This window comes from Acidimicrobiales bacterium (genome assembly GCA_036491125.1).
GTDB lineage: Bacteria > Actinomycetota > Acidimicrobiia > Acidimicrobiales > AC-9 > AC-9.
Genome location: DASXCO010000017.1, coordinates 23649 through 44114, shown reverse-complemented (window position 1 = coordinate 44114; position 20466 = coordinate 23649). Strand labels below are relative to the sequence as shown.

The following is a 20466-nucleotide window of genomic DNA, read 5'->3' as shown; positions in this document are numbered from 1 at the left end:
CCCCGCCCGATTGGTCCACTCCGCCCCGAAGCGTGGGGAAACCGTCGGTTGCAGAAGTTACAGCACCGGCATAACAATGAGTGCTGGAGGGAGGACGCGGAGATCAGGGCCAAATGGACGGCGGCGCCGCCAATTGGAATCAACCTGGATCTCCACGGGGGGGAGGTGGAATCCACGCAATACATCGGTGACCACCTGGGGGCGGCATCACAAGACGAACGAGCCCCCGGGATCTGGGAGCGGGACGGAGCCACGGCGGCGATCGCCCACCTGCTCGAGGAGGCGAGGAAGGGCCGCGGCGACTCGCTCTTCATCGTCGGTGAGGCCGGGTTGGGCAAGAGCGCCCTCCTGGACCTGGCCCGTGAGAACGCCGGGCATGACGTCCGGATCGGTGCGAGGGTCGGAGAGCCAGGCGAGGCCGTCGAGCCCTTCGGCTTCGTACGGGGCGCGATGGACGAGATCGATGACGCGCGGCCGGGAGATACCGCCTCACCTGATCGAGTGTCGCAGGTCCACCAGGCCATTCGTTGGCTCGAGCGGCTGGAACAGCCGTCGTTGCTGCTGCTCGACGATTGCCACTGGGCCGATGGGGACTCCCTCGATCTGCTCGGGTTCATCTGCCGTCGCATCGCCACCGCGCCGTTGGGGGTGATCGCTGCGCTCCGACCGTGGCCACCCGCGGCGAAGGAGGCGTGCGTGGGCCTGGTGCGCGCCGGCCATGGGAGCTACCGGTGGCTGGAGCCGCTCGGCGAGCGAGGGGCTCAGGCTCTGGTCGCTGAGCGGGCGGGGCGAGAGGTGCCGGTGCCGGTTGCCACCGCCGCGGTCCGCCAGTGCGCCGGCAACCCGTTTCTCCTCGACCGGCTGGGGCGGACGATCGGACAAGGGTCGGATGACAACGGAGGTGTCGCGGTCATATCCGATCATGATGACAGAACGATCACCCCGTATCGCTTTGCCGGCGTGGATCGTGTCGCGCTCCATTTGCTCGAGGTCGCGAGCATCTTTGGTGAGCGCTTCCGACCATCCATGGCCGCAGAGGTGGCTGGCATCGACGACCGCGAATCCGAGCGCTGCTTCGAGGCGCTGTGGAACTCCGGGCTGGCCATCGACGCCGGCGAAGGGCTGGCCCAGCTGACCCACCCGCTCTTTCGACAGGCGCTGTACGACGGCATGGCGCCCCCGGTGCGGGCCCAGCTTCACGCACGGGCGTTTCGCGCCCTGTCGCGGCGGGGCCTGTACGAGCCGGGGATCTCCGAGCAGGCCATCAGGGGGCAGCTGTTCGGTGACCCCGAAGCGATCGCCCTGTTCGAGCGGCTGGGCCGTTCGGCGCTGGCGACGGGCGCGGCGTCCACGGCCGTCGAGCACCTCGGCGCCGCGGTCAACCTGGCCGCGGGTAACGCCGAGGTGTCACTGCGGCTCACGCTCGCCGAGGCGTTGCTTATCGTCGGGCAGCCACGCGAGGCGATTGCGGTCCTCGAAGGTGTCATGTCCGAGGCGAGCGCGATGACCGACCACTTCCAATCGCGGGCGCTGCGCCTCATCGGCTGGGCGCACTTCAGCATGGGCGCCCATGCGCGGGCGGAGGCCAGCTTCCGAGAAGCCTCCGCGACCGGCGAGGAGGGGGATCCCGAGCTGGCGGTCGAGACGCTGCTCGATCGAGCCGTTGCCTGTTGGGCGACCGATAGTCCCCAGCGGGCCCTCGATCTCACGGTCCAGGCCCGTCACCTCGTGAGCGGGGTCAACGACGAGCTCCGCGACCGCGTCGAGGCGGCATGGGGCTTCGCCGGCCTGCGTTCAGGCAACGGATCCGGCGTGAGCGCCCTCGAGCAGCAGGTCCGGATCGTCGAGAACACCGCGCTCAGCGGTCCGAGGAGTCGGCGCTGGAGAAACTTCGTGCTGTCCTCGTATGCCGGCGTGGCCACCTGGACCGAGCGCTTCTCCGAGGCCGAGCGGGTCGTCGAGGTGGCTCGTTCGAATGCGGAGCAGACCGGTGACGGGCCCGCCCTGGCCGCTCTCGGCATCATCCACTCCGACAGCCTGACTCGCTTGGGGCGCCTGCATGAGGCCCGCGTTGCCGTCGGGGGCGGCGAACGCGCGGGGGACAAACCGATCAACACCCCGTTCGCTCTCGCCCGCCGCGCGTACATCCTGCTGCAGCTGGGTCGGCTCGAGGACGCCGACGCCTGCTGCGCGCAGGCCGAGCCCGCAGCGATCGCCGGGGGAGAGCAACACGCGCTGTTGTGGTTGTGGCACGTGCGAGGCGCGCGGCACCTCGGGGAGGGCGACATCGAGGAGGCATGTCAGCTCTACGGCAGGGTCGAGGAGCTCTCGACCGCCATGGGCATCGGTGAGCCGTGCATCGTCCCGTGGGCGCGCGACGCGCTGGCGAGCTACGCCCTCTGTGGCAGGGTGAAAGACGCCCGGCGCCTGATCCGCTGGCTGGAGCGCGCCGCCAGCACCCTCCCGTGCCGGTGGCCCCTCCTTGCCGCTGCCACGGGTCGGGCCGCACTGCTCACGAGCACGGGCCGCATCGATGAGGCCGAGGCTCAGTACGAAGCCGCCCTCGCCCTGCACGAAGGACTCCCCATGCCCATCGAGCGGGCCCGGACCCTGCTCGACTACGGCAGCTTCCTGCGTCACCACGGTCAGCCGGCTCGAGCCAGGCCGGTGCTCGCCGAAGCGGTCGAACGCGCCGAAGCCCTCAACGCCGGGTGGCTGGCGGCGGGAGCCAGGGGCGAGCTGGGAGCGGCCGGAGGCCGTAGGCGCCGCCCCGTCGGTGGGCGTCGGGCCCTCACGCCGTCGGAGGAGCGGGTGGCGCGACTGGCCACCGGAGGCGCCAGCAACGAGACCATCGCCAAGCAGCTGTCGATCTCGGTGAGGACCGTCGAGACGCATCTTCAGCACGCCTACGCCAAGCTGGGGATCCGCTCCCGGCGCCAGCTGATGACGACAACGCGACCCTCAGTCGAGGGCTCACGCCGAGTCGGCTGAGCGAGGACCACAGCCGAGGGACCGTGCGCTGCCGACCCCCTGAGTAGGCTGCTCGACGCAGGAGACCTCGACGCCTGCGAGGGAGGAGAACGATGGCCTGGGACTTCTCGACCGAGCCGGAGTTCGAGCGGCAGCTCGACTGGATGCGCACGTTCGTGCGCGACGAGATCTTTCCCTTCGAGACGATCAGCCTCGATCACGACGCCTTCATCGAGGCGGTGCGGCCCCTCCAGGCGCAGGTGAAGGAGCGAGGCCTGTGGGCTTCGCACCTGCCCCCCGAGCTCGGTGGTGGTGGTTTCGGCCAGGTGAAGCTGGGCCTCATGCACGAGATCCTCGGACAGTCGCCCTTCGCTCCCTTCGTGTTCGGCAACAACGCCCCGGACTCGGGCAACGCCGAGCTGCTGGCTGTCGGCATCGAGTCCAGCGGACGGGAGGAACAGCGCGACCGGTGGCTCAAACCGCTGCTCGACGGGGCCCTCCACAGCTCCTTCTCCATGACCGAGCCCGGTGCGGGCGCCGATCCGACGCTGCTGCGGACCTCGGCCGTGCGCGACGGCGACGAGTGGGTGATCAACGGCCACAAGTGGTTCAGCTCCAACGCCTCGGTCGCCGACTTCCTCATCGTCATGGCCGTCACCAATCCGGACGTCCATCCGTACCAGGGCAGCTCCATGATCCTCGTCCCCGCCGACACGCCCGGAGTGGACATCGTGCGGGACATCCCGACGATGGAGCACCCCGAGGAGAGCTTCGGTCTCTACGGCGGGCACGCCGAGGTCCTCTACCGCGACGTACGGGTCCCGGCGGAGAACCTGGTCGGCAACGAGGGCGAGGGCTTCGTGCTGGCCCAGAAGCGCCTCGGGCCAGGACGCATCCACCACTGCATGCGGTGGCTCGGGCAGTCCCGCCGGGCCTTCGACATGATGTGCGAGCGGGCGGTGTCGCGCTACACCCACGGTTCGCACCTGTCGGAGAAGCAGACGATCCAGAACTGGGTGGCCGACTCCCTCGCGGAGATGACCGCCGCCCGCCTCATGACGCTGCACGCGGCCTGGAAGATGGATGCATCGGGACCGGCGGCCGCCCGGGTCGAGATCGCCATGATCAAGTACTACGGGGCCCAGGTGCTCTACAACGTGATCGACCGCGCCATCCAGGTCCACGGCTCGCTGGGGTTCTCGACCGACCTCCCGCTCGAGCACATGTACCGGGCCGCCCGAGCTGCTCGCATCTACGACGGACCCGACGAGGTGCATCGGGTGACCGTCGCCCGACAGGTGCTCAAGGGCTACAAGCCCGTCGACGTGCCGACCGAGCACGTGCCCACCCGCCGGGAGGACGCGACCCGCCGGTTCGCCAAGTACCTGGACCGGGCGACCGCCGACCTGTAGCACACCGCGCGCCGGTGAGGGTCAGGCGCCGGGTCCTGGTGTCCGGAACAGTCCAGGGAGTGTTTTTTCGCGACGACTGTCGGCGCGAGGCGGTCGGCGCCGGCGTGGCCGGCTGGGTGCGCAACCGGCCCGACGGACGGGTGGAGGCGGTGTTCGAGGGCGAGCCGGACGCGGTCGCCGGGCTCGTGTCATGGTGCCGGACGGGCCCGCCGTCGGCACGGGTCACGGGCATCGAGGTCCTCGACGAGGAGCCCGGCGGGGAGGCGGGCTTCAGCATCGTCTGATCGACGCGCCGCCGGCAGGGATCGGCGAGACCCGGCGATAGCCTGTCGGCCATGTCCCTCCTCGATGATGACGCCATCTCGGCAGCGCTGGCCGGCCTGCAGTGGGAACGTGAGGGTGACGAGCTGGTGAAGGAGCACAAGAGCCGCGACTTCGCCGCCGCCATGGTGTTCGTCAACGCCGTGGCCGCGCGGGCCGAGGCGGCCAACCATCACCCCGACATCGACATCCGCTGGAACACGGTGACCCTTCGTCTGTCGACCCATTCCGCCGGCGGGCTGACGCAAGCCGACCTCGACATGGCGCGGGAGATCGACGGCTTGGCGGCTGAGTAGCCGTTGCGCTTCACCCCCGCCGACCTGCTCGCCGAACGGCCGCACGTGATCGCCGACGGCGCAGCCCTGCCGAACACCGTGCTCACGTTGTCCCACTGGCCGGCGAGCCCTACGCCTCCCGCTCTGGCCGAGGACACCTCGGCGCGCATCGCCTTCCGCTTCCTGGACAGCCTCGATGACTGGCCGGCCCCGGAGGCGGTCTCCAACGACCACTTCGACCAGGACGGGCTCGTCTCGGTCTACGCCCTGGTGGCGCCGGACGAGGCCCGCGCCCGTCGAGCCGTCCTGGAGGACGTCGCCGCCGCCGGCGACTTCGCCACCTTCGCCGATCGCGACGCGGGGCGGGTCAGCTTCGCCCTGGCGGCACTGGCCGATCCCGAACGATCGCCGCTCGGGGCTCGCCTGTTCGAGGCGCCCTACCCCGATCTCTGCGCCGGGCTCTACGAGGAGCTGCTGGGAAGGCTGCCCGAGCTGGTGGACGACGTCGAGGCCCACCGGCCGCTCTGGGAGGAGGAGGACGCTGCGCTGACCTCAGCCGAGGACGCCCTGTCGGCCGGCGACGTCACCATCGACGAGGTCCCAGAGCTCGATCTGGCCGTGGTGCGGGTGCCGACCGACCGGCGGGCCGCCCTGGCCACCCGGTTCAGCTCCCGACAGGACACGGCCTTCCATCCGGCGGCGATCAACAACGCGACGAGGGCGCTGCGCATCCTCATGATCCACGGCCGCCGTCACGAGCTCGTGTTCCGCTACGAGTCGTGGGTGAAGTACGTGTCCCGCCGTCCACTGCCGCGAGTCGATCTCGGTCCTTTGGCCGAGGAGCTCCAGGGCGCGGAGCGAAATGGAGCACGTTGGTCCTTCGACGGCGTGGCTGCCCTGGTGCCCTCCCTGCGGCTCGCCGAGGGGCACGAGAGTGACATCGATCCGACCCGCCTGCGGGCGATGGTGGAGCGCTTCCTGGCCACCGCCGCGCCTGCGTGGGACCCCTACGCCTCCCGGCCCGGCTGAGGACGACGGAGCTCGACACCGTGCCGAGGCCGCTCGTCGCTGTTCCCGCCGTCCGGCTCGCTGCCGGGCGGGTACGGGGATGGGCCGACGCCAGTCACGCCGTTCCCGACCAGTATCTGGGCGCCCTGTCGCGAGCGGGTGCCCGTCCCGTGGCGCTGGCGGCTCCGGACGGGGCGCCACCCTCGGAGATCCTGGCTCCGTTCGACGCCCTCCTCCTCATCGGCGGGGGCGACATCGAGGCCCACCGCTACGGGCGCCAACCCCATCCCGCCGACTACCTCGAGCCCGATCGTGACGAGCTCGAGCTCTCGCTCGCCGAGGAGGCGCTCCGCACCGGGCTGCCCACCCTGGCTATCTGCCGCGGGGTCCAGGTCCTCAACGTGGCCCTGGGCGGAACGCTCCATCAGCACCTCCCCGACGTGGCTTCGATGGCCGAGCACGGGCAGGCGCCCGTCGGCGACCCCGTCGACCATCCCGTGCGCGTCGCCGCGGGGACGACGCTGGCCGGGATCTGCGGTCCTGCTCTCGCCGCCTGCAACTCCCAGCATCATCAGGGCATCGACCGACTCGGAGCCGGCCTGGCCGCAGTGGGTTGGAGCGCGGACGGGTTGGTCGAAGCCGTCGAGGCCGTCGGGCAGGCGACCGACGACGGCGGGCGTCCGCGGTGGGCGCTCGGCGTGCAGTGGCACCCCGAACGGACGGCGGCCACGGATCCGACCCAGCAGGCGCTCTTCGACGCCGTGGTCGACCGGGCCAGGGCCGATCTGCGCCATCAGGCGTGAGCCGCGCCGGGCGTCGAGTGGGCGCGGGCCGTGTTGACGTCCCGGCTCCGATTCCGCCTCAGCCCGGCGGCACGAAGCGGGCGAGTTGTCGGCTCTGCGCCACCAACCGGCCATCCTGACCCCACAGCTCGCCGTCCTCCTCCACGTAGCCGCCGGCGAGCACGCTCGAGGTGAAGCTGGCGAGGTGCCAGGTGGTCTGGGGGCGGGCTCGCCAGTAGACGGTCAGCTCGATGGTCGGGGCACCGCCACCGAGGAAGGTGGAGAAGATGGCCGGCGGCCACGAGTCCATCACGAGCGGCACCGCCAAGGCGTCGAGGTCTCGGTCCACCAGCTTGATCCAGCCCCCCGAGCGCGCCGGCCCCGGAGCCGACCTCTGGCCGAATCGATCTTCGGGCGAGGCCACCCGGTACCGGAAGCGGTCCAACAGCGACATGTCCGGTGCCGACGGTTGGTCCAACTCCCCACAGACCTCCGGATCGGGTGCGTCCGGCATCGGGGGTTGGAAGTCGACCGGTGTCGGTGCCCGCAAGTGCCCGAAGGTGGCCAGGGCGGCGGCCACAGCGACCGAGCCCTGCTCGAGACGGGCGGTCACCGTCGCGTGCGTCCGACCGACATGGACGACCTCGGTCGTGATCACCGCGGGACCCGGCACCGGACGCTGCACGTAGTGAACGGTCATGGTGAGCGGATCGGGAGCGGGAGACTCGGCCCGCAGCGCGCTGAGGACGAAGCTCGCAAGGTAGCCCCCGTTGATCCCGATCCCGATGTTCCACCGGTCGCTCAGCCGGCCATGCCAGCGACCAGGGTCGGCGGGTTCGAGGCTGACGTCGTCGTCCAGGGCTCCCACGGCGCCACCGTACTGTCGGCCTGTGCTACTTGACCACACGGTCAAGTAGGGTGGAGGTATGGCTGTCACCGAGCTCGCCCGCACCGACGAAGAGGTCCGACAGGCCGTAGTGGAGTGGCTCAGGCAGAACCTGCCTCCCCAGTGGGTCGAGGCCATCGACACCGGCGACGCAGCCAAGCTCCATCGGGCCCGCTCGCTCGTCGACTACGACGAGTGGTGCGCCCGCCTCGGTGAAGCCGGCTGGGCCACGCCGACCTGGCCCCGCGAGTACAGCGGTGCCGGGCTGGAGTCGGGGCAGGCGAGGATCGTGAACGAGGAGCTGACGCGCTTCAAGGTCCCCCGGTCGTTCAACGTCATCGGCATCGGCATGGGCGGACCGACGATCATGCAGTGGGGCACCGAGGAGCAGCGTCAGCGGTACCTCGCCCCCATGGCCCAGCACCGCGAGATCTGGTGCCAGCTGTTCAGCGAGCCCAGCGCCGGCTCCGACGTGGCCGGACTGTCCACGCGGGCGGTACGGGACGGCGACGAGTGGGTCGTCACCGGACAGAAGGTGTGGACGACCCTCGCCCACATCGCCTCGTTCGGCATGCTGGTGGCCCGCAGCGACCCTGATCAGCCCAAGCACAAGGGCCTCACCTACTTCATCGTCGACATGAAGGCGCCCGGGGTGGAGGTACGACCCCTCCGGCAGATGACCGGCGACGCCGAGTTCAACGAGGTCTTCTTCTCCGAGGTCCGCATACCTGACACGGCGCGCGTGGGGCCCGTGGGCGAGGGATGGGCGGTGGCCACGACGACGCTCATGAACGAGCGTGTCGCCCTCTCGGGCGCGGGCAGCGCCAGCGGGGAGAGCGTCGGAGGCGGACCCGTCGACGGCCTCGTGGGCGTGGCCCGTACGCAGGGCCGTTGGGACGACCCGATTCTCCGTCAGCGCCTCATGCAGGCGGTCATCGAGAGCCGGGTGGTGAAGATGACGAACTTCCGGGCGGCGGCGGCCCGCCGTGCGGGCCGCCAGCCCGGGCCCGAGGGCTCGATCACCAAGCTCTTCGCCGCTGAGCACAACCAGCGGGTGCAGGATCTCGCCGTCGAGATCCTGGGCGCCAGGGCGATGGCGTGGCCGCTCTCGGACGAGCAGGCGGGGTCGACAGTGCGGGGCTTCCTCCGGTCGCGCGCCAACACCATCGAGGGCGGGACCTCGGAGATCATGCGCAACATCCTCGGCGAGCGGGTGCTCGGCCTGCCCAAGGAGCCGTCGGTCGACCGGGACCTGCCCTGGAAGGACATCCCCAGGTCGAAGTAGGGGAGAAACAGACCCGGCGGCTGGTGATCTCGGAGAAGCCTGAGCGGGCCGTCTGTCCCCGTGTCACACTGCATCCGGGTTGGTCTTCGCCTTGCCCTGACCACGGGGCAAACCGACCCGGCGGCAATATTCAAGGGGGATCCCGGTGCTGGCAACTTTCGGTGACGGCCAGGTGTTCTGGTCATTCCTGGTCTTCTTTTTCTGGATCATCTGGATCTGGTTGGCCATCACGGTGTTCGTCGACATCTTTCGCAGCAAGGACCTCACGGGCGTCGGCAAGATGGTGTGGGTCCTGTTGGTGGTGCTCATTCCGTACCTCGGTGTCTTCGCCTACCTGTTGCTCCGCGGCGGGAAGATGCACGAGCGCGCCGTCGAGGCCGCCCAGTCTCAGGACCAGGCGTTCCGTCAGTACGTGCAGCAGGCTGCCGGCACCAGCGGCAACGGTCGGTCGACCGCCGACGAGCTGAGCCGCCTGGCCGACCTCAAGGACCGCGGCGTGATCTCGGACGAGGAGTTCGAGCGGCTGAAGGCCAAGGCCGTCAGCCAGTAACGCGGCGCCCCCAGCGACGAGCTGGGGCAGAGCGCCGGAGCCTCCAGCGGCGACGGGTGGCCGCCAGCCAGCGCGCCACCGGTGACAGGACGACCGCACCTCTGCGCCCGCGAGCCTGTGGGCGCTTGGCGGCCCGGGCGGCGACCTGGCGACTGGCATCGGCGAGCGTCGCTGCGAACCCGTCGGGGTCGGTGCCGGCCGCGAGGTGGGTGCCGTCGACCACGTGCATGACGGCTGTCGGAATCGAAGACGCCAGCTTCACCTGCCGTCTCGGCGGGACCAGGCGGTCCTGGGAGGTGACGACGACGGACACGGGCACGTCGACGTCGACGATCCAGTCCCTGGAGCTGAAGCGGCCCAGGGTCTCCGCCGCTTCCAGCACGCAGCGGACGTCGTGGCGGCGCAGCTCGTCGAGGGCCCAGCGCCGGCTGGCGACGTCGGCCAGCTCTTCGGGGAGTTGCTCGGCCAGTCGCTCCAGGGCGGGCAGGGGAGCGAGCCGAAGGCCGGTCACCACCAGCCCGAGGCCGGCGAACTGCAACCGCTCGTGCCAGCGGCCCCGAAAGTCCCGGCTCGTCGCGCACAGCACCAGGCCGTCGACCCGCTCTGGGTGTCGTCGCCAGACGAGCTGGGCGATCGGCCCGCCCATCGAGTACCCGACCGGGATGAAGGTGTCGATGCCCAGCTGGTCGGCCACGGCCACGACGTCGTCGGCGCAGTCGTCCAGGCTGAACGGCGCCGGAGATCGCAGGCCGCGCCCGTGCCCCCGGTGGTCGATGGCCACGACCCGGAACTGCTGAGCGAGAGGACCAAAGGCGGCGAACCAATTGAGGCCGCCAGTCGCCGCCAGGCCATGCAGCAGGATCACGGTGGGTGCTCGTCGGGGCCCGATGACCTCACGGACGAACGTCGTCCCCCGACCGGGTAGCTCGAGCTCTCTACCCGTGGGCACCATCCATTTCCCGTCCTGGTCCCCAAGCCGCCACGCCACGGAACCTGTTCTACCCGGGGTCGAGCGCCGGAGACGGTGACGCTCGCCACCGCGACGCCAGGCCGAATGGGATCAGTGGGCGGGTGCCGTCGTCGTCGTGCCCATGCCCTGCGAGCCAGAGAGGAACGGGAGGAGCGGGTTGGGCGGCAGTGGCGGGGTCGGTGCGGGTGCGGGCGCAGGTGCGGGGGCCGGTGCGGGTGGGGGCGCCGGTGCCGGCGCTGGTGGGGGCTGGATGGGTGGAGGGAACGGGGTGAGGATGACGGCCTTCGTCGCATCGTCCACCACCCCGGTGACGGGCAGGTGGGCGGCGCGCTGATAGTTGGAGACGGCCGTCACGCTCGACTGGTCCCACACCCCGGTGGGAGGGGTGGGAAAGCCCAGGCTGTTGACCAGCACCTGCCAGGTGCGGATCTGGCCCTGGGTCATCGGCGCGGGCGCGGTGGGCAGGCTGAACTGCGGGGCGCCGCGGATGGCATCCCATTCCTCCGGCGTGGTGTCCTGCCAGGACCAGAACGACACCCCTACCGCGCCGGTCTGCTCGGCCACCTGCATGAAGCGCAGGATGGCGGCGGCTGAGGGGTTGCCAGGCACGCCCTCCTCCGCCCCGTTGTAGGCCTGACCGATGGGGATCATGGGCACGCTCAGGCCGCCCAGGTTGGCGTCGGCTCCGGCGATGTCGGCTCCGGGCTCGCGATCGAGCCAGTAGTCCATCACGGCGACGGCGTCGAAGTGCGACATGACCGCGCTGAACGGATATCCGGTGCCGTTCGGACGGGGCACCACGCCGATGAGCGGATAGGCGGGACCCACCGCGGCGCGCAGGCCCGACGAGTAGGCACCGGCCGTGGCGGCCGAGAGGTTGACGCCCGGCTCCGGCTCGATGTCGCCGGCAAAGCCGTCGATCCGGTCACCGCTCGGCGTCCGGTAGTTGATCTCGGCCACCGCCCGGCTCACGTCGGCCTGGGGAGGGGTGAAGTACGGGAAGTCCCATCCGTAGACGCGGATGTGGGCGGCGTGGGCCGCTGGCAGGAGCTGATCGAGGAAGCCCTGGCCGAAGAAGCCCCCGGTGCTCGAACCCACATGGACGTAGAGGTAGTGGAGTCCCGTGGCCACGGACTTGGCCACGATGGCGGACACGTTGCCACCCTCGACCTTCTCGGGCTCGAAGAGCCACATGCCCTTGCCCGGTGGCAGCCCGCCCCGCAGGGTCGGGACAACGGGGGGGCCGGTGGGAACTGGCGCAGTGGTCGGAGGGATGGTCCCGGTGACCGGGCCGCGCCCAGCGCTGCTCGCAACCGCCCCGTGACCTGGAGCGGCCTTGCCGGCCACCTCCGGGTGGGCCCCGGCGAGGGTGGCGCCCGAAGTCCCGGGGAGGGCCGAGCGCACCTGGCCGGCGATGCCTCCCGCCCCACCACTGGAGTGGGCTGCGGCCGCGGCGCTGCCACCGAGGATCGTGAGGGTCATCGAGCTGGCCAGCGCCAGCTTGGCCAGCGTGACCGGTGCCCGCCTGGCCTCCGCCAGAGCGACGGGCAGGCGCCGCAGGGTGGCGACGCCTGCGGTGACGGGATGGCGAGGCACGAGCGAGCGGGCGGGCCAGGTCAGATCGGCGAGGACGGCCGAGGCCGTGGCCGGGGTTCCGAGCACCCGGGCTCGGGACCTGAGGCGCTCGACGACCTCCGGCGCACCTCGAGGGGTCGGGACCGGCTGTGGTCCGAGGGGTTCGGGAGGTACCGACTCGGGCGCCGCCGCTGGCGCTCGAGGGGTCGAGACGAAGCGGGCCAGTCCGCGTTGGGGGAGCGTGACCGGCAGAGCCAGGAGCGTCGCCAGCCGCCCCACAGTGCGGCCGGCCCGTCGCGCCCGCCGCCTGGTCGGCAGGAGGCCGGCATCGACAGCGAGGAGGGCTCGGGCCACAGCCCGCACGAAGAAGAGCGGAGAGGATGTCGCCCGCTCGATCGCCTCCGCCCGCCGCACCGACCGGGGCGCGGCGCAGTCCTCGAAGCGGAGATCCGTCACCGGGGTCCACCCGCGGAGGCGTCGCCCGAAGGGAACCCCCTGGCAGATCTCCTGGTGCGCAACGGAGCCCCCTGGATCCAGTCACCGACGACAACCAGACCAGAGATTCGCCGTCAGGGGTTTAGTCCCTGCGTACTAGTACTTTTCGGACAATCGACGTCCGGACGGCTTTCACCGGGGGTCCGCAGCGGGTCTAGAGTCCGCCTCCTATGAAGCACATCCTCCTGGGTATCGTCCTCATCGTCGTGGGCGTCGGGCTGGCCTTCGCCCGGGTGGCCCGATCGAGCGTCGCCTCCCGCCGCGGTTCGGCCGCCGTCTCGACGACCACGTCCGAGATGACATGGGTTTTCCCGGTTGCGGGCGTCGTGCTCGTCTTGCTGGGGATCCTGTTGGCGACGCGGGTGTTCTGATCCCGCCTCGGGTCTAGACCGAGTCGACCACCTCCCGACACCGGCCGGCCTGGCTGGTGCCTCGGCCGGCTACCTTCGCCGCCATGGCGTACGCGGATGACGATGACAGAGCCGCAGCGGTGAAAGCGGCGGAGAAGGCGTTGCTCGCCCAGATCACCGGGTGGGCGGAGAACGCGGGCAGCCCAAGGTCGCTGCTGCAGTTGGCCGAGGCTTACGCCTGGGTGGTCAACCCGAGCCAGGGCCACGGCATCGCGGCCACGGCCCCCGACTGAGCACCGCGAGGCCGCGCTTCGCCAGCTGCCCGCCGAGACGGGCGGGGCTCAGTCGCGTGTCAGCTCGTCCCGCTGGACCTTCCCTAGGGCGTTCCTCGGGAGGGAGTCGACGAATCGCAGCACCCGGGGGCGCTTGAAGGGGGCCAGGCGCTCGGCCGCCAGCTCGAGGACCTCCTCGGTGCCGGGTCTGGGGTGACCGGCCACGACATACGCGGTCACGACCTCGCCCCATTCTTCCGACGGCGTGCCGACGACGGCGGCCTCGGCGACACCCGGGTGCAGGAGGAGCACCTCCTCGACCTCGCGGGGGTAGACGTTGAAGCCGCCGGTGATGATCAGCTCCCGGCTCCGTCCGACGATCTGCAGGTAGCCCGTCTCGTCGAGCTCGCCGACGTCGCCGGTGTGGAACCAGCCGTGGTCGTCGAACACGGCGGCCGTCGCCGCCTCGGACCGCCAGTAACCGCTGAAGACGTTGGGGCCCTTGACGAGGATCTCGCCCCGCGGGTGAGCGGCCAGGCGCACGTCGACGGCGGGCAGAGGAAAGCCCACGGTGCCGGGTCGGCGCTCCCCGTCGTAGGGGTTCGAGACGTTCATCAGGGTCTCGGTCATGCCGTAGCGTTCGAGCACCCGCTGGCCAGACCCCGCAGCCACCCGTTCGAAGACGGTGGGCGACAGTGGCGCCGAGCCCGACACGCACAGCCGCAGCCGGCCCAGCTCCCCGAGCCGCGCCGAGGCCGCCAGCCGGGAGTACATGGTCGGTACGCCGAAGAACAGGGTGGCCTGATGCCGGAGGCTGGCGTCGAGCACCGTGTCGACCTCGAAGCGGGGGAGGAGGATCGCCGACGCGCCGGCCAACAAGGTCCCGTGGAGCCCCACGCCGAGCCCGTGCAGGTGAAACAGCGGGAGGGCCAGGACGAGGCGATCCTGCTCGGTCCACCGCCACGCCAGCCGGAGCCCCTCGGCGCTGGCCAGGAGGTTGCCATGGCGCAAGAGGGCGCCTTTCGGCGCACCGGTCGTACCCGACGTGTAGCAGACCAGGGCGGGGTCGTCGGGGCCAACGGCGTCGAGATCGGGCACCGGGCCATCGGGCAGGTCGACGTCCGGAGCGACCACGATCACGTCGCCGGCCGCCTGGCGGATCCATGCGGCCCGCTCGGGGTCGTCCACCACCGCAGCCCGTGGTTCGGCGTCGAGCGCGATGTGGGCGACCTCGCGCTGGCGGTAGGCCGTGTTGAGCGGGACCACGGCCGCGCCGAGCCGAAGGGCACCGAGATAGGCCTCGACGAGGGCCGTAGAGGCCGGCGCGCTCAGGAGGACCCGGTCACCGGGGCGGAGGCCGGCGCGGTGCAGGCGGGTGGCGGCCAGGCGGCTCGACCGCTCCAGCTGGCCCGCCGTGCGCCACCCGCGCTGATCGTCCCAGAGCGTGGGCCGATCAGGGTCCTCGGTCCATCGCCGGGTCCAGGCCCGGACCAGGCTCCCATCTCCGAACAGGTCGACCTGGGTCGGGTCCAGCCCTACCGGAAGGTGCGCGGCCCATGGCGGGGGGCCAGAGTCGGCCACGGGGTGCTCCACCGGCCGATCGTCGCGCAGCGAGAACCGGCTCGGAAGCCGCCGCCCGCCGGCCCGATGCGACCGGCACCGGGAGTCGAGCCGAATAGCGTACGCACATGGATGCGCCGCTGTGCCTGCTGACCGTGCACGCCCATCCCGACGACGAGGCCTCGAAGGGCGCGGGGACGGTCGCCCTGTACCACCAGGAGGGCGCCCGCACGGTGCTGGTGTGCTGCACCGGTGGTGAGTCGGGCGACATCCTCAATCCGGCCATGGATCGGCCCGAGGTGCGCGACCGCCTGCCGGAGATCCGCATGGAGGAGCTGCGCAAGTCGACGGAGATCATCGGCTACGACGAGGTCGTCCTCCTGGGTTACCGGGACTCGGGCATGCCTGGCACACCCGAGAACGAAGATCCCCGATCGTTCGTGCAGGCGCCGTTCGACGAGGCGGTCGGGCGTCTGGTGGCGGTGATCCGCCGGGTTCGTCCCCAGGTCGTGGTGACCTACGGTGACGATCACCGGGGCTATCCCCACCCCGACCACATCCGGGTCCACGACATCAGCGTGGCCGCCTTCGAGGCAGCCGCTGACCCCGAGGCCTACCCGGGCCCCGACCCGGCGTGGCAAGCGCTCAAGCTCTATTACACGGTCTGGTCCCGGGCCCGCGTCCTGGCCACCCACGAGAAGTTCCTGGAGCTGGGCCTCGAATCGCCCTTCCCGAAGGAGTGGACGGACGGAGAACGCCCGGAGCAGCACATCACCACCAGCATCGACGTCTCCGAGCAGGCCGACGTGCGTCCCGAGGCGCTCCTGGCCCACGCCACCCAGGTAGATCCGACCTCCCCGTTCTGGTTCGGCCTGCCGCCCGAGGTGGCCCGGACCATACATCCCTTCGATGAATACGTCCTGGCTCGCTCGCTCGTCGACGGAGACAACGGCGGATCCCCGGCCGAGGCCGAGGACGACCTGTTCGCCGGGATCAGGGATCGCGTCAGCCGGTAGCATCCGGTCGTCTATAGCGCGATACAACCAGAGCGAGGGGAAGCGATCATCATGTCGAAGTGGCTGAGCCAGGAGTGGCTCGATGAGACGCGCAAGCTGGCCGAGAGCCAGCCCGAGCGACCGGGTGCGTCTGCCCGCATGCAGTACGTCGTCACGGGCGGACCCGACGGCGACGTCCACTACTACTGGCTGCTCGAGAACGGCAAGCTCAAGGAGAGCAAGGTCGGCGATCTCCCCGACGCCGAGGTGACCCTGACCCAGACCTATGAGGACGCCCAGAAGATCCAGAAGGGCGAGCTGGACGCCAACGCTGCGTTCATGCAGGGCCGGGTCAAGGTGACGGGCAACATGGCCAAGCTCATGTCGCTGCTGCCGCTTACCAACGCTCCGGAGTACAAGCAGCTCCAGACCCAGATCGAGGGCATCACCGACTTTTAAGCCAAACCTGATCCGGACATAGAAGGGGCGCCCTCTCAGGGCGCCCCTTCTGCCGTTCCTAGCTTGTCACGGTGAGCGTCCCGTGCATGAACGGGTGGATCGAGCAGTGGTACGGGAACGAGCCCGGGTTGCTGGGCGCGGTGAAGGTCTTGGTCCCGCTGGCGCTGATATCGCCGGTGTTGAAGGCATTGTTGTCGGCCGTGACGGTGTGAGCCACGCTGTCACTGTTCTTGACTGTGATCCTGGCGCCCGCCTTCACGGTCGTGCTGGCGGGCTGGAAGGCGAAGTTCTGGATGTTGATCGACGTCGCGGACGCTCCGCCGCCGCCCGTTGTGGCTGTGGTGCTCGAGCTGGTCGTGCTCGTGCTGGCCGCGCTCGTTGTGCTGGTGGTCGTGCTGCTCGACGTGCTGCTGCCGCCGCCGCAGGCGCTCAGCCCTGCAGCCAGCCCGATGACCGCCGCGCTGGTTGCCTTCGTGAAATGTCGCACCGTCCGCTCCTTTCCTTCCGCCCGGTCGCTACGACCTTTGACGTCCGTTCTAGACCACGGGGGCCCGGCGCCACCAGTGTCATCCGTGTCGACCGTCAGCCTCGAACAACGATCACGAAGCCGTACGACATGAACGAGGCCAGCGACGCCACGCTCGTCGTCGCCATCGGGAGGTGGCGCGAGGACGCCCTCGCCGAGGCCTATCGACGCCATGCCGGCGCCGTCTTCGCCCTGGCCCGACGAGTCCTGGGGGAGGTGAGCGCGGCCGAGGAGGTTATCCAGGAGGTGTTCCTCCGCCTGTGGCACCGACCCGAGAAGTTCGATCCCGAGCGAGGGTCACTGCGCTCGTTCCTGCTCGCCCAGGCCCACGGCCGCGCCGTCGACCTGCTGCGGGCAGAGTCGTCGCGCCGTCGGCGAGAGGAGCGGGAGGCGAGGCGAACGGCCACCGCGGGCTATGACCTCGAGCACGAGGTGTGGGACCTGTCGGTCGCCGACCACGTCAAGGAGGCGATGTCGGACCTCCCCGAGGACGAGCGCCGGGCGATAGAGCTGGCCTACTTCGGGGGCCACACCTACCGGGAGGTCGCCGTCCTGCTCGATCAGCCCGAGGGAACGGTCAAGAGTCGCATCCGCGCCGGCCTCAAGCGGATGCGCTCCGGTCTGGCCGACAGCGGTGTGGCCGGCTCATGAGCACACCGGAGGGCGACGTGCCCCGCCACCTCAGCCACGCCGAGCTGGAAGCCCTGCTCGGGTCCTACGCCCTCGATGCCGTCGACGGACCCGAGGCCGAGGCGATCGAGCTCCACCTGCTCGAGTGCCCGCGGTGCCGGGCCGAGGTCGCCGAGCACCGGGAGGTGGCCGCCCTGCTCGGCAACGTCGGGACCCAGGCGCCGGAGCGGCTCTGGGATCGGATCGCAGCCAACCTGGAAGAGGCGCCCCCGGACCTGGGCCTCGCCCCTGTCTCCGAGCTGTCTCCACCGCGGCGGACGGTCCGACGACGCCTGGCGGCGGGCCTGGCTGCGGTCGCCGCCGTCGCGGCCGTCGTCATCGGCCTGCTCGCCTTCCAAGTGAATCGGCTGGACAACCGGGTCAACAGCCTGGCCCAGGCCAATCCGGGCCACGGGCTCTCGCAGGCGGCGACGGCAGCCGTGCTCGATCCCCAGGCCCGGCGCCTCGACCTACGCGCCACCCAGGGCAACCAGTCGGTACAGGGCGTGGTCCTACCCAGCGGCACCGGCTACCTGGTGAGGGTGGACCTCCGCCCACTGTCGTCAGGTCAGACCTACCAGCTGTGGGCGGTCACGGGGACCCGCCAGGTCTCCCTCGGGGTCCTGGGCGCCGACCCGCAACAGGCGGCATTCAGCCTTGGCTCGCCGAGCGGGGGGTCGACCCTGGTCGTCACCGTCGAGCCGTTCGGCGGGGTGACGTCGACGACCAACCCTGCGGTCGTGTCGGGCACCCTGAGCTAGCGCGCCGGCGTCCCGGGCCAGCTCTCAGCTCAGCTGCGCATCAGCTGGTGCAGGGCCCGATACCCGATCAGGGTGGCTCCCGCCCGGGCGGCCAGGGCCGGCAGCGAGTGGTCGTTGGTCAGCAGGTCGTGGTCGTCGACCCGGCCCGACCAGTCGGGGCTGAGGGCCCGCAGCTCTCCGGTGTCCACCGCCGGATGGGCGTAGACCTCGGTGACGCCCGGGGGAAGATCGAGCAGGGCCCGCTCGAGGGCCCGACGGCTCCCCACCGCGTTGACCACGACGAGGTGGTCGGGAAAGACGACGCCCTCCTCGGCCGCCAGCCGCCGGAACGGGAACCCGATGTGCCCCTCGCTAGACGCTCCCGACAGCCGGATGGGGAGCGAGAAGTCGACCGCCAGCTCCAGATAGACGTCGAAGAACTCGGGCCGCAGCTGCAGCGTGCCCATGTGCGAGTCGAGATGGCTGACGTCGAAACCCCAGTAGATGGCCCGCTCGACCTGAGCCCGGCACTCACGTCGCACCTCGTCCAGGTCTGCGTGGTCCCAGACGTCGGTCACCGTGCGCGGGAAGCCGCCGTCGCCGTCGAGCAGCGACGGCGCGTGGGTGATGGGGCCCCAGCGGTAGAGGTCGTGCTCCGCATTGAGCGTCAGGTGGACGCCCACGTCCTCGCCCCGATACCGGGCCGCCGCCTCCCGCGCCCACGGGCAGGGCACCATGAGGCTTGCGCTGGTGGCCACTCCCGAGCGGACGGCCTCGTAGACCCCCACGTTGGCGGCGTGGCTCGACCCCAGGTCGTCGCAGTTGATGATCAGAAGCTTCGCGTCGGGGGCGTACCCGAGCCGCTCGACGAGACTGGCCACGGCGTCGACGGTACCTGCTGCTCGCGGGCGGTGAGTGACCGGCACCCCTCGGCTGGGCCCCCGTTCTTGTGAAAACGAGGAGCCAGTCGTCTTCGGCGATCGACGGTCAGCTGCGCTCGATGAGGGTGCCCGTGCCCAATCCGCCGCCGCAGCACATGGTGACCAGCGCCCGGGTGCCGTCGGTCCGCTCGAGGTGGTGGAGGGCGGTCGTGATCAGCCGGGCGCCGGTGGCCCCGACGGGATGGCCCAGGGCGATAGCGCCACCGCCGGGGTTCACCCGCTCCATGTCGGGATGCAGCTCGCGCTCCCACGCCAGCACGACCGAGGCGAACGCCTCGTTGATCTCCACCACGTCGATGTCGTGGAGCGACAGGGCGGACCGGTCGAGGATGCGCTGGGTGGCATCGATCGGGCCGGTGAGCATGAGGACCGGGTCCACGCCAACGAGGCACTGGTGGGTGATCCGGGCTCGGGTCGGAAGGCCCAGGGCGGCGGCCTTGGCGGGGGACGCCAGCAGCACGGCAGCAGCGCCGTCGGAGATCTGCGAGGACGTGCCGGCGGTGTGGATCCCGTCCTCCCGGGCCACCGGCTTGAGGGTGGCCAGCTTCTCCAGGGACGTCTCCCGGGGACCCTCGTCGGCGGCGATCAGATGGGTCGACCCCGTGGGCTTGCCGTCCTCGTCGACGTCAGGAGCGTGGATGGCGAAGCTCTCGGCCTCGAACCAGCCCTCGTCACGGGCCCGGCCGGCGCGCCGCTGCGAAGTGAGACCGAACTGGTCAGCGTCCGAGCGGGTCACGCCCCACTTGTCGGCGATGCGCTCGGCGCCCTCGAACTGGGACGCGAACTCGTAGCGGGCGAAGTAGGACTTGGGGATGGCCCGCCCGGGACCGGCCTTGGTGTTGGCGCCGAGCGGCACCCGGCTCATCGACTCCACGCCGCAGGCCAGCACCAGATCGGCCGCCCCCGACGCGATGAGACCAGCAGCCAGGTTGGTGGCCTGCTGCGACGAGCCGCACTGGCTGTCGACGGTCGTGGCCGCAACGGTCAGCGGCAACCCGGCCGCCAGCCATGCCGTCCGGGCGATGTTGTAGGACTGCTCGCCCACCGCCGTCACACAGCCGGCCACGACCTGGTCGACCTCGGCCGGGTCGATGCCGGCCCGGCTGACCGCCTCGGCCTGTACGGCCCCGAGGAGATCTGCAGGGTGCACCGTCGACAGGCCGCCACCCCGGCGACCGATCGGGCTGCGGACGGCTTCGGTTATCACGACATCGGCCATGGGCTCAGCCTATCGGCGCCCGGATCGTGGCCGAGGGGGTCGATGCCGGCCACGGCTCAGGCGGCCTTGTGCCGAAGCGCCTCCCGGAGGGCGACCCGCGCCGCGGCCACACCCTCCCGCCCCACCTGCCGGGTGCGCTCGTCGAGACGCCAATCGGACTCGTTGTTCTCGATGAGGACGAGCTGTCGTTCCATGCGGCCATGGTG

The 20466-nt window shown here is 70.8% G+C and carries 23 protein-coding genes; 15 read left to right on the top strand and 8 right to left on the bottom strand.

Annotated elements, in window-relative coordinates:
- Positions 1-165 precede the first annotated feature (165 nt).
- From VGF64_01260 to VGF64_01235, 6 genes are all read left to right on the top strand, one after another.
- Positions 166-2991, top strand: a complete 2826-nt coding sequence (locus tag VGF64_01260; GenBank protein HEY1633358.1) for an AAA family ATPase — start codon at positions 166-168, stop codon at positions 2989-2991.
- Positions 2992-3083: 92 nt separating this feature from the next.
- Positions 3084-4382, top strand: a complete 1299-nt coding sequence (locus VGF64_01255) for an acyl-CoA dehydrogenase family protein (protein ID HEY1633357.1) — start codon at positions 3084-3086, stop codon at positions 4380-4382.
- Between the two features lie 14 nt (positions 4383-4396).
- The gene (locus VGF64_01250; protein ID HEY1633356.1) at positions 4397-4666 is read left to right on the top strand and encodes an acylphosphatase; all 270 of its coding nucleotides are present in this window, start codon (positions 4397-4399) and stop codon (positions 4664-4666) included.
- A gap of 51 nt (positions 4667-4717) precedes the next feature.
- Positions 4718-4999, top strand: a complete 282-nt coding sequence (locus VGF64_01245; GenBank protein HEY1633355.1) for a 4a-hydroxytetrahydrobiopterin dehydratase — start codon at positions 4718-4720, stop codon at positions 4997-4999.
- Between the two features lie 3 nt (positions 5000-5002).
- On the top strand, positions 5003-6007 hold the full coding sequence (locus VGF64_01240) for a DUF6687 family protein (GenBank protein ID HEY1633354.1): 1005 nt from the start codon (positions 5003-5005) through the stop codon (positions 6005-6007).
- Positions 6008-6027: 20 nt separating this feature from the next.
- Positions 6028-6789 carry a gamma-glutamyl-gamma-aminobutyrate hydrolase family protein gene (locus VGF64_01235; protein ID HEY1633353.1) on the top strand — a complete coding sequence of 254 codons (762 nt, stop codon included), beginning with the start codon at positions 6028-6030 and terminating at the stop codon, positions 6787-6789.
- Positions 6790-6847: 58 nt separating this feature from the next.
- On the opposite strand, the gene VGF64_01230 is transcribed toward VGF64_01235, so the two are convergent.
- Entirely contained in the window at positions 6848-7636 is a 789-nt protein-coding gene (locus VGF64_01230; GenBank protein HEY1633352.1) for a thioesterase family protein, read from the bottom strand.
- A gap of 58 nt (positions 7637-7694) precedes the next feature.
- Here VGF64_01230 and VGF64_01225 point away from each other — a divergent pair, with 58 nt between their 5' ends.
- Both VGF64_01225 and VGF64_01220 read left to right on the top strand, forming a co-directional pair.
- Entirely contained in the window at positions 7695-8939 is a 1245-nt protein-coding gene (locus VGF64_01225) for an acyl-CoA dehydrogenase family protein (GenBank protein HEY1633351.1), read from the top strand.
- A 145-nt stretch (positions 8940-9084) separates the two neighbouring features.
- Positions 9085-9489, top strand: a complete 405-nt coding sequence (locus VGF64_01220) for an SHOCT domain-containing protein (GenBank protein HEY1633350.1) — start codon at positions 9085-9087, stop codon at positions 9487-9489.
- Here the strand turns inward: VGF64_01220 and VGF64_01215 are convergent.
- Positions 9479-10477 carry an alpha/beta hydrolase gene (locus VGF64_01215; protein ID HEY1633349.1) on the bottom strand — a complete coding sequence of 333 codons (999 nt, stop codon included), beginning with the start codon at positions 10475-10477 and terminating at the stop codon, positions 9479-9481. The genes VGF64_01220 and VGF64_01215 overlap by 11 nt on opposite strands.
- Before the next feature lie 72 nt (positions 10478-10549).
- Positions 10550-12490: a peptidoglycan-binding domain-containing protein gene (locus VGF64_01210; protein ID HEY1633348.1), complete on the bottom strand. Its 1941-nt coding sequence runs from the start codon at positions 12488-12490 to the stop codon at positions 10550-10552.
- 209 nt (positions 12491-12699) lie between these two features.
- Here VGF64_01210 and VGF64_01205 point away from each other — a divergent pair, with 209 nt between their 5' ends.
- Together VGF64_01205 and VGF64_01200 are read left to right on the top strand one after the other, a co-directional pair.
- The gene (locus tag VGF64_01205; GenBank protein HEY1633347.1) at positions 12700-12900 is read left to right on the top strand and encodes a DUF3185 family protein; all 201 of its coding nucleotides are present in this window, start codon (positions 12700-12702) and stop codon (positions 12898-12900) included.
- Positions 12901-12983: 83 nt separating this feature from the next.
- Positions 12984-13172: a hypothetical protein gene (locus VGF64_01200; GenBank protein HEY1633346.1), complete on the top strand. Its 189-nt coding sequence runs from the start codon at positions 12984-12986 to the stop codon at positions 13170-13172.
- Between the two features lie 48 nt (positions 13173-13220).
- Here VGF64_01200 and VGF64_01195 read toward each other — a convergent pair whose 3' ends face one another.
- Positions 13221-14732 (bottom strand): AMP-binding protein, encoded by a 1512-nt coding sequence (locus VGF64_01195; protein ID HEY1633345.1) that lies wholly within the window; start codon positions 14730-14732, stop codon positions 13221-13223.
- Between the two features lie 107 nt (positions 14733-14839).
- On the opposite strand from VGF64_01195, the gene mca reads away from it, so the two are divergent.
- Together mca and VGF64_01185 are read left to right on the top strand one after the other, a co-directional pair.
- Positions 14840-15727 carry a mycothiol conjugate amidase Mca gene (mca, locus tag VGF64_01190; GenBank protein HEY1633344.1) on the top strand — a complete coding sequence of 296 codons (888 nt, stop codon included), beginning with the start codon at positions 14840-14842 and terminating at the stop codon, positions 15725-15727.
- Positions 15728-15778: 51 nt separating this feature from the next.
- On the top strand, positions 15779-16165 hold the full coding sequence (locus tag VGF64_01185; GenBank protein ID HEY1633343.1) for an SCP2 sterol-binding domain-containing protein: 387 nt from the start codon (positions 15779-15781) through the stop codon (positions 16163-16165).
- A gap of 58 nt (positions 16166-16223) precedes the next feature.
- Here the strand turns inward: VGF64_01185 and VGF64_01180 are convergent, their stop codons facing one another.
- Positions 16224-16424: a cupredoxin domain-containing protein gene (locus VGF64_01180; protein ID HEY1633342.1), complete on the bottom strand. Its 201-nt coding sequence runs from the start codon at positions 16422-16424 to the stop codon at positions 16224-16226.
- Between VGF64_01180 and VGF64_01175 the strand changes: the two genes are divergently transcribed.
- From VGF64_01175 to VGF64_01165, 3 genes are read left to right on the top strand one after another with little or no spacing between them, the layout of a single operon-like run.
- Positions 16396-16785: a hypothetical protein gene (locus tag VGF64_01175; protein HEY1633341.1), complete on the top strand. Its 390-nt coding sequence runs from the start codon at positions 16396-16398 to the stop codon at positions 16783-16785. The two genes, VGF64_01180 and VGF64_01175, sit on opposite strands and share 29 nt — an antisense overlap.
- Positions 16782-17342, top strand: a complete 561-nt coding sequence (locus VGF64_01170) for a sigma-70 family RNA polymerase sigma factor (GenBank protein ID HEY1633340.1) — start codon at positions 16782-16784, stop codon at positions 17340-17342. Before VGF64_01175 ends, VGF64_01170 begins: the two co-directional genes overlap by 4 nt.
- Positions 17339-18121, top strand: coding sequence for an anti-sigma factor (locus tag VGF64_01165; GenBank protein ID HEY1633339.1), 783 nt, complete (start codon positions 17339-17341; stop codon positions 18119-18121). The genes VGF64_01170 and VGF64_01165 overlap by 4 nt, the downstream gene beginning before the upstream one ends.
- A 29-nt stretch (positions 18122-18150) precedes the next feature.
- Here the strand turns inward: VGF64_01165 and VGF64_01160 are convergent, their stop codons facing one another.
- The 3 genes from VGF64_01160 to VGF64_01150 all read right to left on the bottom strand — a co-directional run bounded on the left by VGF64_01160 (position 18151) and on the right by VGF64_01150 (position 20454).
- A complete protein-coding gene (locus tag VGF64_01160; GenBank protein ID HEY1633338.1) occupies positions 18151-18981 on the bottom strand; it encodes a polysaccharide deacetylase family protein in 831 nt (276 codons plus the stop codon).
- A gap of 106 nt (positions 18982-19087) precedes the next feature.
- Entirely contained in the window at positions 19088-20260 is a 1173-nt protein-coding gene (locus VGF64_01155) for a steroid 3-ketoacyl-CoA thiolase (GenBank protein ID HEY1633337.1), read from the bottom strand.
- Positions 20261-20316: 56 nt separating this feature from the next.
- Positions 20317-20454: a hypothetical protein gene (locus VGF64_01150; GenBank protein HEY1633336.1), complete on the bottom strand. Its 138-nt coding sequence runs from the start codon at positions 20452-20454 to the stop codon at positions 20317-20319.
- Between the last annotated feature and the right edge of the window lie 12 nt (positions 20455-20466).